At 63.7% G+C, this 11,549-nt stretch carries 11 protein-coding genes; 1 reads left to right on the top strand and 10 read right to left on the bottom strand.

Features of this window, described 5'->3' with window-relative positions:
* Positions 1-7 precede the first annotated feature (7 nt).
* Entirely contained in the window at positions 8-796 is a 789-nt protein-coding gene (gene hutG / locus JM946_RS22145) for an N-formylglutamate deformylase (RefSeq protein WP_203169556.1), read from the top strand.
* On the opposite strand, the gene JM946_RS22140 is transcribed toward hutG, so the two are convergent.
* The 10 genes from JM946_RS22140 to JM946_RS22095 all read right to left on the bottom strand — a co-directional run bounded on the left by JM946_RS22140 (position 793) and on the right by JM946_RS22095 (position 11,547).
* Positions 793-1,167 carry a response regulator gene (locus JM946_RS22140; protein WP_203169555.1) on the bottom strand — a complete coding sequence of 125 codons (375 nt, stop codon included), beginning with the start codon at positions 1,165-1,167 and terminating at the stop codon, positions 793-795. The two genes, hutG and JM946_RS22140, sit on opposite strands and share 4 nt — an antisense overlap.
* Entirely contained in the window at positions 1,149-2,201 is a 1,053-nt protein-coding gene (locus JM946_RS22135) for a histidine kinase dimerization/phosphoacceptor domain -containing protein (protein ID WP_203169554.1), read from the bottom strand. The genes JM946_RS22140 and JM946_RS22135 overlap by 19 nt, the downstream gene beginning before the upstream one ends.
* 6 nt (positions 2,202-2,207) lie before the next feature.
* Positions 2,208-3,977, bottom strand: a complete 1,770-nt coding sequence (locus JM946_RS22130; RefSeq protein WP_203169553.1) for an ATP-binding protein — start codon at positions 3,975-3,977, stop codon at positions 2,208-2,210.
* Positions 3,974-4,969, bottom strand: a complete 996-nt coding sequence (locus JM946_RS22125; RefSeq protein ID WP_203169552.1) for an ATP-binding SpoIIE family protein phosphatase — start codon at positions 4,967-4,969, stop codon at positions 3,974-3,976. Before JM946_RS22125 ends, JM946_RS22130 begins: the two co-directional genes overlap by 4 nt.
* Positions 4,970-5,374 carry an ATP-binding protein gene (locus tag JM946_RS22120; protein ID WP_203169551.1) on the bottom strand — a complete coding sequence of 135 codons (405 nt, stop codon included), beginning with the start codon at positions 5,372-5,374 and terminating at the stop codon, positions 4,970-4,972.
* The gene (locus JM946_RS22115) at positions 5,364-5,747 is read right to left on the bottom strand and encodes an STAS domain-containing protein (protein ID WP_203169550.1); all 384 of its coding nucleotides are present in this window, start codon (positions 5,745-5,747) and stop codon (positions 5,364-5,366) included. Before JM946_RS22115 ends, JM946_RS22120 begins: the two co-directional genes overlap by 11 nt.
* Positions 5,748-5,751: 4 nt before the next feature.
* The gene (locus tag JM946_RS22110) at positions 5,752-6,624 is read right to left on the bottom strand and encodes an STAS domain-containing protein (protein ID WP_203169549.1); all 873 of its coding nucleotides are present in this window, start codon (positions 6,622-6,624) and stop codon (positions 5,752-5,754) included.
* A gap of 198 nt (positions 6,625-6,822) precedes the next feature.
* The gene (locus JM946_RS22105) at positions 6,823-8,367 is read right to left on the bottom strand and encodes a putative bifunctional diguanylate cyclase/phosphodiesterase (protein WP_203169548.1); all 1,545 of its coding nucleotides are present in this window, start codon (positions 8,365-8,367) and stop codon (positions 6,823-6,825) included.
* Between the two features lie 146 nt (positions 8,368-8,513).
* The gene (locus JM946_RS22100; RefSeq protein ID WP_203169547.1) at positions 8,514-9,158 is read right to left on the bottom strand and encodes a biliverdin-producing heme oxygenase; all 645 of its coding nucleotides are present in this window, start codon (positions 9,156-9,158) and stop codon (positions 8,514-8,516) included.
* Positions 9,148-11,547 (bottom strand): hybrid sensor histidine kinase/response regulator, encoded by a 2,400-nt coding sequence (locus tag JM946_RS22095; protein WP_203169546.1) that lies wholly within the window; start codon positions 11,545-11,547, stop codon positions 9,148-9,150. The genes JM946_RS22100 and JM946_RS22095 overlap by 11 nt, the downstream gene beginning before the upstream one ends.
* Between the last annotated feature and the right edge of the window lie 2 nt (positions 11,548-11,549).

Below are 11,549 nucleotides of genomic sequence, written 5' to 3'. Positions count from 1 at the left end.
GGCCCGCATGAACATTTACGAGTATCACCAAGGCTCGCTGCCGCTGCTGATCAGCATTCCGCACGCGGGTACGTTCGTGCCGGAAGCGATCGCAACACGTTTCACTCTGGCCGGCAGTCGCCTGGCGGATACGGATTGGCATGTCGAGAAGTTATATGAGTTCACGCGCGAGCTGGGCGTCTCCATTTTGCAGGCCAACTATTCGCGCTACGTGGTCGACTTGAATCGCTCGCCGGATTCGGCGTCGCTGTACGTTGGCAATCCCACCTCGCCGGTGTGCCCGACACTTACGTTCGACAACGAGCCCCTCTACGCTCCGGGTCGTGAGGTCACCGCGACCGAGATCCAGGCGCGAATCGAGCAGTATTGGCAGCCGTATCACCAGCGACTGGCCGCCGAGCTCAACGCCATGCGGGAGCGTCACGGCTATGCCTTGCTCTGGGATGCGCATTCGATCGCGAGCGAAGTGCCCTCGCTGTTCGCCGGCGTGCTGCCCGAATTCAACTTCGGTACGCGCGACGATGCGAGTTGTCCACGCGCCGTCGCCGATCAGCTGCTGGATCTGGTGACATCGGACGGCAAGTTCGGGGCGGTGTTGAACGGTCGCTTCAAAGGCGGATACATCACGCAGAATTACGGCCGACCCAGCGATGGGATCTATGCCGTGCAGTTGGAGCTTTCGCGTCGCGTGTACATGGATGAAGCGGCTGGCACTGGTTGGAATCCGCAGCGCGCGCAATCGGCACAGACGTTGATCGCTCAGCTGCTGACGCGCTATCTCAAGGCGCGAAGCTAGCGTGCGGTTGCAAGCGCTGCGGCTTGCACGGCGCCGATCACTTCGGCCGCCAGGAACGGTTTGCCGATGAAGCCCAGGGGCTGCAGTTCGGCGACGCGGGCGCGTACTTCATCGTTGATATTGGCGCTGATGAACAAGCAGCGCACGCCATATTCGAGATACAACTGACGCGCCACCTCGACGCCGCTGCCGCCGTTCGCCAGGCGAATATCCATGATGGCGAACGCAGGGCGCTGTTGCGCGACCTCGGCCAGTGCACCGGCCGCATCGTGCGCGATCGCGGCGACCCGGTACCCCGCCTCCTCCACCAGGTCCTGCAGGTGGATGGCAATGAGCACCTGATCTTCGACGATTAAGACTTCGGTCCCCATGTCGGGGCTGGCTGCAGGGGAAAGGTGATATGCACGGCGTAGCCATCGGCATCTTCGATGCGCAGCTGGCCGTTGAGTTGCCGCACCAACATGTTGATCAGCCGCGAGCCCAATCCGCTCGATGCGACGATCGCTTCGCGCGACGCGCTGGCCGTCAGTCCCGGGCCGTTATCGGCGATGATGAGTTGCCCCTGGCCGGAGTCGAGGCGACGCAGCTTGACGTGGACGATGGCGGGTCGATCCACCGGACGGCCGTGCTTCAGCGCGTTCATCACCAACTCGTTGACGATCAAGGCGAGCGACACGCCATTTTCAGTCGGCAGCCGCAGCGGCTCGATCTCGGTGCGCAGGTCGGCGTGACGTTCTTCGCCAATGCCGGCGCGCGCCAGTTCCGCACACAACCCGTTCAAATAGGTGTGCATGTCGATGCTGAGCGGATCGTTGTCTTGATAAAGCCGCTCGTGAATCGAAGCGATGGCGGTCACGCGCGCAATGGCTTTGGCGAAGATTTCTCTGGCGCCGGCCTCTCGAAATTCGTTGCCTTGCAGGCTCAACATGCTGAGCACCAGCTGCAAGCTGTTCTTCACGCGATGATTGACTTCGCGCAATAACAGTTCGCGTTCGGCCAATGAGCGACGCAGCTGCGCCTCAGTGCGATGCAGACGAAGCAGTGCGCGCGCCACGGCTTCCAACTCCTCGGGCTCGACCGGTTCGATCAGGAAGCTGTCGGCGCCGGCCTGTAACGAAGACACCCGATCCAGCAAAGCGACATTGGTGGCGGAGACCTGCAGCACCATGATGCTCGCCGTATGGGGATCGGTCTTCAGCTGCCGGCAGACTTCGATGCCGTTCATATCGGGCAGGTTCACGTCCAGGATCACCAGCTGCGGCGAGGCGCTGCGCGCCAGACGCAATGCTTCCGAGCCGGTGCCCGCTTCGATCACCTGAAAGCCGGCGCGACTCAGGATGCGCGTGGTCGCGTACCGCCCCGGTTCGTTGTCGTCGACGTTCAGTATGATTTCAGTGTTTGACATGCTGGCTTACTCCCGACTGCCGACGCGCCGGATCACGGCCGCGACCGACTCGCGTGACATCTCGCTCTTCAACAGTAATGCGCTGGCCGCAGTCGCCGATTCTGCGGGGATATCGTCCGCGCGTTGCGAGGTGAACAGGATCACCGGAATGTTTCGAGTCTCCTCGATGGCCTTGAGCATCTTGAGCACTTCCAGGCCGTGCACGTCGGGCATGGCCAGATCGAGGAAGATCAGATCGGGGTGCGATTGCCGCGCCAGCCGCAGGCCCTCGTAACCGCCGCTGGCCTCGATGACTTCGAAGGTACGGCTCGGCAGGAACTGGCGCAACGCATAGCGCTCGATTTCGCTGTCGTCGACGATCAGCACGCGCTGCGCTTCGCGGGCATGGGGCGTTGACGGCACGCCAAGCGGCGCCGAAGTGGCCAGGCGCAGAGGAATGGCCAGGGAGAACACCGAACCTTTGCCCAGCTCGCTGGCGACATCGATACTGCCGCCGAGCAGCCCGGCCAGCCGCTGCGACAGGGGCAGGCCCAGACCGGTGCCTTTCGCATGCTTTTGCAGCGGGTTCTCGACCTGTGTGAACTCGTCGAAAATGCGCCGATGATTTTCCGGCGCGACGCCGATGCCGGTATCCGCCACCGAGAACACGATCATATCGGTGTCGGCGGCCAGTCGTGCGGTCACGCGCACCGAGCCGGCTTCGGTGAACTTCAGCGCGTTGGAAATCAGATTGCGCAGAATCTGCGAAACCTTGCCCTGATCGGTATGCAGCTCGGGCAACGCGCCATTTTCCTCGAACGTGAGCGAGACGGTGTCCTTGATGCTGAGCGGCTTGAACATGCCGCGCAGCGCGCCGAACAGATCGGTGACAGTGAACGGTTCGACGCGCAGCTGCAGCTTGCCCGATTCGACTTTGCGCAGGTCGAGCAGGTCGTCGACCATGGTCGAGAGTTGCTCGGCGGCCTGACGGATGTACGTGACCTGTCTTTCCTGCTCGGCTGTAAGATCGCCGTCCAGCCGATGCAACAGGATCTTGGACAACGCCAGGATGGAGTTCACCGGCGTGCGGAACTCGTGACTCGCGGCCGACAGGAAGCGGGTCTTGGTTTCATCGGCCAGCCGCAGGTGTGCGGCTCGCTCTTCGAGCTCCGCATACAACGCCATTACGCCGCGGTTGGTGTCTTCGAGCTCGGCGTTCAAGCGCGCCAATTCTTCTTTGCGCAAGCGCAGCTCTTCCAGGCTGCGCAACAGCTCGCGATTCTGATATTGAATCTCGGTGGTCGGATCGGTGGGCCCGTCCGCCGCCAGCTGCGCGACGATGGCGGCGGTGCGCGCGGCAGTAAAGCCCTCGGTGCGGCGAGGCACGAACTTGCCAAGCGTGATGGTCGTGCCGCGTCCTTTGCCGGAATAAACATCGAAGGTATCCATGAGGCGCCGGGCCGCCACCAGTCCCAATTTCACTTCACCGTTGCCGGACTCGTTGATCGCGTCGTCCAGATTGGAGATGCCCGGTCCGTGGTCGCTGATAACGATCTGCAGCTGCGGGTTGCTGATATGCAGGGAAGCGCGCGCCGGCGCTTCCGCCAGGATGAATTCGATGGCCCCGCCGCCGGCGTGGCGCATGGCGTTGCGCGCCAGCTCCGAAACGGCAGTGGCGATGCGAACTTGATCCTGAGAGTCGAAACCGAGCAGGGCGCTGACCTGGCGCGCACGTTGCCGGGCCGTGACGATGTCGCGATCCTGGGCGAGCTCCAGTCGCAGCAGAGAACGATTCATGACGGCGTGCGTCGGATGACAACGACCAGACTGTCGTCGCGGCCACGCCGGAAGTCCCGATGTAACACGCCCGCGATCAGCGCCGGATGATGCTGCGTCAGGCCAGGGTAGCGATCCAGCTGCCAGCTCGAGGTCAGGCCGTCCGAATGCAATATCAGCAGTGAGTCGGGCTTACAGGGATGCTGCAGCTCGCGGGGCCGCGCAATCACATGACCGACAATGCCGTTGTCGGACGCGATCCTTTTGACTTCGCCGTCATTGACCAGCGCGGCAGTCACATTGCCCACCGCCACGCTAGTGGCGCGGCCGGCATCCCAATCCACTTCCACCAAGGTGATGGCGGCTCCACGCGTCGGGCGCAGCGCTTCGTGCAGCATCTGCATGAGACGTAGCACCGGGCGATGGTTCTCGGCGTCGAATACGCGACAAGCTTCGATGGCGGCCTGCTGAGCGGCGAAGCCATGACCCAGCCCGTCGATGCCCACTACCAGAACCCCTTCGACGCGCTCGTGATAGCACCACGAATCGCCGCAGGAGGTCTCGCCCGGCTTGGGCACCACGAGTGAACCGATCTGCACGCGCGGCTCGGCCGGCGCACGTGAGTCCGGCCACAATTGCGCCAGCACCGCGGTGCCTTGGCCAGGCCGGGAATAGATTTCGAAACGCTCCGACATGCGCTCCATCGCACCCAGTCCGGTGCCCGGACTGCCGCTGGTGGAATAGCCGTCGCGCAAACACTTGGCCACGTCGTCGATGCCGGGCCCCTTGTCCAGCCCCAGCAGTTCCAGACCGCTGCGGCCGGCGTGCGAAATCCGTTGCGCGATCAGTTCGCCGCCGCCGCCGTGCTTGACCAGGTTGGTGCCGATCTCGGTCGCAACCAGCGCTGCACGGCCGGTGTCTTCGGCATCGAAACCCAGCGAGCCGGCAAGCGTATTGATGCCGCGCCGGGCAGGCGCGACGGCGCTGGGGTCGCCAATGGAGAACTGTTGCATCTACTTCCAGCGAGTAATGGTCACACGCGTGCCGACGCCGGGCTGTGACCATATATCGAATTCATGGGAAAGCTTCCTTGCGCCGTTGAGCCCCAGGCCGAGACCGGTGCCGGTGGTGTAACCATCGGTCAGGGCCAGCTCGATATTGGCGATGCCGGGGCCGCGATCCTCGAACGTGAGGCGCACGCCGCTGCGCTTCGGGCCCTGGTTCAAACGTTCGATGCGGACTTCGCCGCCGCCGCCATAGGTCAGCGTGTTGCGCGCCAACTCGCTTGCTGCGGTGATGACTTTGGTCTGATCCACGAGGCTGAAGCCCAGATCCATGGCCAAGGTGCGAACAGCTTGACGGACCTTGACCACGTCTTCGCCGGAACGCACGGGCAGCGTCGTTGGTTCAATCGACATAGCCGCCTTCGTCGCCCCGGTCGAGCGCACGCCGCAGCAACGCGAGGCCTGCGTCGACATTCAATGCGGTGCGAATGCCAGGCAGCGACAATCCAAGCTCGACCAAAGTGATGGCGACCGCGGGCTGCATGCCGACCACCACGGTTTGCGCATCGAGGATGCGCGACATGGAGGCGATGTTGCCCAGCATGCGGCCGATGAACGAGTCGACCATCTCCAGCGCGGAAATGTCGATCAGCACGCCGCGGGCCTTGGTTGCGACGATTTTGTTGGTCAGATCGTCCTGCAGGCTCATGGCCAGCTCGTCGTGCATGTCGACTTGCACCGTGACCAGCAGACAATCGCCCAGGCGCAGAATCGGGACGCGATCCACCGCGTTATCCTCGAGCCGCGGCGGTGCTGGAAGTCACCGCCAGGCCGCGCCGCTTGAGTGCGAGCGCGAACGCGTCCGACAGGCTGGCTTTGGTGGCGACCGCCGACAGGTCGATGCCGAGGTGCACGATGGTTTGCGCGATCTGCGGACGGATGCCGCTGATGATGCAGTCCGCGCCCATGAGCTGCGCGGCCGAGACGGTCTTGAGCAAGTGTTGTGCAACCAGTGTGTCGACGGTCGGCACGCCGGTGATGTCGATCACCGCGATGCTCGACCCGGTGGCGACCAGCCGCTGCAGCAACGTTTCCATCACCACCTGGGTGCGCTCGCTATCCAGCGTACCGATCAGCGGCAGCGCCAGGATGCCGGGCCACAGCTCGACCACCGGTGTGGACAGCTCGATGAGTTCCTCCTGCTGGCGGGAAATCACCGCTTCACGCGCCTGCTGATACACCTCGGTGGTGTACAGGCCGAGCGCATCCAGCAGCGTGTTGATCTCCCACATGGCGTCCGCCAGCGCCTCGGGCTCCTTGGCCAGGGCGAGGCGCAGGCGTCCGAAGATCGGCTGCTTCAGCGAGAACACGAAGGTAGCCACTTGCGAGGGCGAGAAGCCCTGGGTGGCGCGGCTGCGGGACAGCTCGCTCAGAAACTCGCGAAGCTCCGCCCACTGCGCGTTGCGCGCGTCGAATTGAACTGTGTTCTGAAGGGTGCCGGCGAGCAGGCCGATGAACTTTTGCGACTCGTCCCGGAGCTGCGATTCCTGTAACCGGCCGGCGCGCCAGTTACCGGATTCCAACTGAAGTCTGACCCATTCGGCGAGAATTTCTCGTTGATGCTGCTCGACAATGGCCGGCAGTCGACTTGCCAGTCGGTTCATCCGCGACTCCTGTGTGTGGCCCGCGCGAGGCCCGATCGAAAGTAGCTTGAGAGTGGCTCGCTCGCGGAGCCTTCATTGCAACGGGGGTGAGGGACGTCTACCGCTGGCGACGCCCGACGAGGCGATACGCACGGCGCGTTTCGACGGTTCCCGGTTCTTTGAAAAATTTTCTTTCGAGGCAGGACCGCGTTCGGGCGACTAGGCGCTCACCGCTTTGAGCGGCTCGGCGTCGAAGTCCGCCTGGGCGAGCGGGCTGCCCTCCAGGAATTCCCGGCACCGTTCCGCCGGCGCCGCTTCGGCGAACAGGTAACCCTGGGCGTAGCGGCAGCCCAGTTGGCGCAGCGTTGCCAGCTGCGACCAGCTTTCTACGCCCTCGGCGATCACCTTGATGCTCAAGTGCTGGGCCATCGCTACCATGGCCGCGACGATGGCGTGATGGTTGCGGTCGGTGGCGAGGTCCTGGATGAAACTGCGATCGATCTTCAAGGAGTCGACGCGCCAGCGCAGCAGAGAGCTCAGCGACGAATAGCCGGTGCCGAAGTCGTCGATGGCCACGCGCACGCCGAGCGCCCGCAACGCCTCGATCGCCTCGGCGCCCACCCGGTCGAACATTGCGCCCTCGGTGAGCTCGATCTGCAGCAGCGCCGGGCTCAGCCGGTTGGCCTGGGTCAGCTCGGCGATGCGTCCACGCAGGTCGCAGCGGGCCAGCTGACCGGCGGAGACATTGATAGCCACCGGCGCCAGCGCCGCGTGTCCGGCTTTGCGCCAGCGGGCCATGTCGGCGACCACCCGCTGCAGTACAAAGTCGCCCAGTTCGCCGATCAGGCCGGTCTCCTCGGCAATGGGAATGAAACGTAGCGGTGAGACATGGCCCTCGCTGGGATGTTTCCATCGCACTAGCGCTTCCAGCGCAACCACGCGACGCGTCTCGAGATCCACCAGCGGCTGATAGTGCACATCCAGCTGCGTCTGAGTTGCCAGCGCCGTGCGCAGACTGGTTTCGATGGCGAGGCGCTCCTTCAGCTGCCGGTCCATCACCGGGCTGAAGACCTGGAAATTGTTCCGGCCACATCCCTTGGCTCGATACATCGCTGTGTCGGAGTGGCGCAGCAGGGCGCCCACGTCCTCGCCATCGCGCGGGAACATGCTCGCGCCGACGCTCGCCGTGGTGACGAGCGGCTTGCCATCTATCTGCAATGGGGCGCCGAGTGCAGCGGTGATGCGTGCAGCAGTCTCGTGAACCTGGTTGTTGCTCCTGACGGAATTGAGCACGACCACGAACTCATCGCCACCCATGCGCACCACGAGGTCTTCGCTGCGCACCGCGTCGGTGATTCGTTGCGCCACCGATTGCAATAGCCTGTCGCCGACCTCGTGGCCGTGCGTGTCGTTGACATGCTTGAAACGATCCAGATCGACGAACAGCACGGCCAGCGCGACTTTATTGCGGCGGGCATCGGCGATGGCTGCGGGCAGATGCGCGGCAAGAAACAAACGATTGGGCAGGCCGGTCAGCTGGTCATGATGTGCGAGCCGGTCGAGTCGTTGTTGGTTCTCCAACAGCTGCGCTTCGATCTTGCGTCGGACCATGCCGCCATGTTCCACCTGCTCGATGAATTCCCGATGCTGCGCTTCGGCTTCGACGATTCGTGCATCCAGTTCGCGCAACCGGCGCTGGAGCGAGAATGCCCAGGCTGCAACCGCACACAGCGCGACCCAAACACAAACGACGAGATAAGACATTGATCCACGTACTCACCAGGACGTGGCCGCAGTGTCGCCAACTGCCGTCACAGGACACGCGATGTGGCGCACAGTTCCAGTGCGCCGAACGCGTTGGCGCGCAAAACCTGCGACGCAGGACCGTGTGAGTTAACGTTTGCTGCGGCTCAGGCCGCTGGTGCAGTGCGCAAACTCAGCTCGTTGGCCGCTCGGCCGAACGAGCGAATAAACATCGTGAACGCATAGACGGCGCCCGATACGCTCTGTGTCTGATCGTCGGCCGCTTCGTTGGATTCCAGCTGCTCCAGGAAGCTGCGCCACAAGCCGACGCTTTGCACTCCGTCCTGGCCGAGCGTCGGCTGGCCATGACGCAGATAAGTAGATGCGTTACGAACCCTCTCGTCGCTGCTGGTCATGACTTGCTCCAGCTGTACGCGCGCGCCGAGACGTGAGCCTTCCAATACATACAGAACACCGAACATTTCCGGCGGCGTCGGCGCCGCCCGCCGCAACGCGAACGGTTGCACGTCGGAGCCGAGGCTGTGCAGATCGGCAAGGATGGCCGAGCGCCGCGAACGTTGCGGCCAGTCGGGCAGCAGTTGCGCGACGCCCGCGCTCTCGAGCAACTGCTCGATGGCGATCAGCGCGGTGGCGTTGGCCTGCAGGAAACGCCGGTAATGCGTGATATCCGCCAGATTGAAAGCGGCCGCCAGTCGATCGAGGTCGCGATGCAGATGATCGGTGGCTCCACGCAGGGAATTGCGGCGATTGGTGGAGGCGAGCAGAGTGTCGGGCGTAGCTTCAATTGGCATGTCGTGCTGAGTCCTGACCCTCCAGCACGCTACGAATGCGCGCCGCCAGGTCATCGAAGGCAAAAGGTTTGGTGATCAACTGCACGCCCGGATCGAGCCTTCCATGATGCACGATCACATCGCGCGCATAACCGGTCGCGAACAGAACTTTCAAGCGGGGATGGAGCAACAGGGCCTGCTGAGCCAGTTGCTGGCCATTCAAGCCTCCCGGCAACACCACGTCGCTGAACAACAGATCGATGTCGCCGGCAGGCGTCTGACGCAGCAGGTTGAGCGCAGTGACGCCATCGCGCGCTTCCAGAACATCGTAGCCAAGCTCACCCACGGTCTCGACGGTAAAAGCGCGTACGTCGGGATCGTCTTCGACCACCAGAATGGTTTTTCGTTCGACCGCCAGTGGCGGCTCGCGTGCGTCGTCTTCATCGGGCAGCTGCGCGTCCGGCCGGGCCGCAGGCAAATAGATGCGAATGGCAGTGCCTGCACCATCCGTCGAAGCGATCCGCACCTGTCCGCCGGATTGGTGAACGAAGCCATACACCTGCGACAGGCCCAGGCCGGTGCCTTGGCCGACGCTCTTGGTGGTGAAGAAAGGTTCGAAAGCGCGCGCCAGCACTTCGGGCGGCATGCCCGTGCCGGTGTCGCGAACATTGAGCACAACGTACTCGTTGCGGGGCAGACCTTCCGCATCGGCGAGCAGGTCCTCGCGCAGATCCAGATTGAATGTTTCGATGCGCAGCTTGCCCCCGTCCGGCATCGCGTCGCGCGCATTGACGGCAAGATTCAACAGCGCGATTTCCAGCTGATTGCTGTCAATCTCGACGTGACGCAGCTCGGGCGACAGGACCGTCTCGACTTCGATCAGCTCGCCCAGCGTCCGTTGCAACATCTCCGACATGCCGGCGACCAGTCGATTGACGGCCACCGGGCGCGGATTCAACGGCTGTCTGCGTGAAAACGCGAGCAGGTGTTGAGTGAGATTGGTCGCGCGCTGCGCGCCGGCCATGGCGTGATCCGCGGCGCGTCGCAAGCGATCCAGATTGGGCGGCAGCTTACGTTGCAAGGTTTCTATGTTGCCGACCACGATCTGCAACAGGTTGTTGAAGTCGTGCGCCAGGCCGCCGGTGAGCTGGCCGACCGCCTCCATCTTCTGCGCCTGCCGCAGAGCTTCCTGCGCGTGCTCCAGTTTGAGCTGCGCAGCTTTGTCCTCGCTCACGTCGCGGCCCACCGCGTAGATGCAGCCGTGCCCGAGCGCCGTCGACCACGAGATCCAGCGAGGCTGACCGTCGCGACACAGGAATCTGCATTCGAACGGCCGCTGACTTTCCAGCGCGGCGTGCGTGACCGCCTGTTGCACGATGGCGGCGTCGTCCGGATGAGCAAACCTTGCCAGATGCTCGCCGACCACTTCGCTGGTGCCGTGGCCGAGCGCTGCCTGCCATGCCGGATTGACTTCTATCAGCGCGCCTGCCGGCGTCATCACCGCCATCAGATCTTTCGACAACTGCCACAGATGATCGCGCTCGGCGGTCTTGTGAGCGACGCGCAAGGTCAAGGTCTGATTCAGATCATGCAAAGCCGTCTCGGTTTGTTTGCGCTCGGTGATGTCGTTGACGATGCCGATCAGTCGCGTGCAGGCGCCGCGGTCGTGAAATGCCCGTCCGGTCAGAGCAATCCAGCGTTCCTGTGCGTCGCCCGGGCGAACGATCCGGAATTCGGTCGAGACGTTTGCGTTGGGAGCTTGCAGTGCCGTGCGCAACAGGGTTTCGATGCGCTCGCGGTCGCCGCTGTGACAACATCTCAGGAACGCTTCCTGGTTGGCGCTGGCGTCGACCGTCAGGCCGAACAACTCCCGGCAACGCGCATCGAGATCGAGGATGCCGGTGACCGGGTCGAGCTCCCAACGACCGAGACCCGCGGTTTCGATGGCGAGTTGCGCGCTGGTCTCGCTGATCCGCAGCGCCTGCTCGGCTCGCACGCGATCCTGCCGCTCGCGCGCTTCGGCGACCGCGCGATCCACCGCCGCGGGCAATCGACTCAGGCCACGCTTCATCACGTAGTCGGTGGCGCCCCGGCGCAATGCATTGATGGCGAACTCTTCGCCGACCACGCCGGAGACGAAGATGAAAGGCATGTCCGGCCAGAGTTCGCGCACCATGTCCAGCGCCGCCAGTCCGTCGAAGTCCGGCAGCGAATAATCCGCGAGCACCACGTCGTAGCCGCCGCTGCCGAGCTCGCGCACGAAATCGTCGCGACTGGCGACCCGCTCGATGCTGCTGCGAGTTTCCGCCTTCGACAAATGGGTGATGGCGAGCTCGGCGTCGATCTCGCTGTCCTCGAGCAGCAGGATGCGCGCGTGCGTGTTCGAGCGGGGTGCAAGCTCGGCGGCCATGA

It is taken from the genome of Steroidobacter gossypii, from assembly GCF_016801985.1.
In the GTDB taxonomy this organism is placed as follows: domain Bacteria; phylum Pseudomonadota; class Gammaproteobacteria; order Steroidobacterales; family Steroidobacteraceae; genus Steroidobacter; species Steroidobacter gossypii.
Note: the sequence above shows the minus strand (reverse complement) of the source record. Positions and strands in the feature narration are given on the sequence as shown.